Raw genomic sequence first — 494 nt, 5'->3', positions numbered from 1 at the left:
TGGGACTGGCCACTTTGCTTCCACGTATCAAGATGCTGTTTCCAGGTCTCTCGAAGGGCTTTCAGTTCATTGGCAGTCATTATGATCTCCTTAATTCAGAGATCATGACCTTAGCTGGCGAGCAGCCCTGGTAACAGGTGGGGTTTATTTACCGCTTACGACCAGTGGGCAGTGAGACCGCCTGAGGTCGCTCCTGTAGTTTGCTTACCTTAGCAACCACCCAATCCTCAAACTCCTCAGAGAAGTCCAGCAATCGCGTTAAAAGCCTTGGAAGTAACTTAGGGTCGACACAACGTTGCAACAGCTTGATCAACTGTAACTTCTGGGAGATCAGAGGTAAGCGATTGAGGAACCCACCTTGATTGGGTGGGTTTGTTATTCTAGGGTAGTCGGTTTTCTGTAAACTAGGACTCAGCTAAAGCCAAGGGTAAGTTGGGTTAGCGCAACGTAACCCAACAACAGCTTTTGATCAGGAGGGCTGATCGTTCCAGGGT

The 494-nt window shown here is 49.0% G+C and carries 1 protein-coding gene; it reads right to left on the bottom strand.

Annotation, left to right across the window (positions count from 1 at the left end):
* Positions 1-148: 148 nt before the first annotated feature.
* Positions 149-313, bottom strand: a complete 165-nt coding sequence (locus BGP75_RS27025) for a hypothetical protein (RefSeq protein ID WP_158070088.1) — start codon at positions 311-313, stop codon at positions 149-151.
* Positions 314-494: the final 181 nt, after the last annotated feature.

Origin of the sequence: Motiliproteus sp. MSK22-1, from assembly GCF_001968815.1 — a bacterium.
Lineage (GTDB): Bacteria > Pseudomonadota > Gammaproteobacteria > Pseudomonadales > Balneatricaceae > Motiliproteus.
This window is presented reverse-complemented; position numbering and strand designations above follow the sequence as displayed.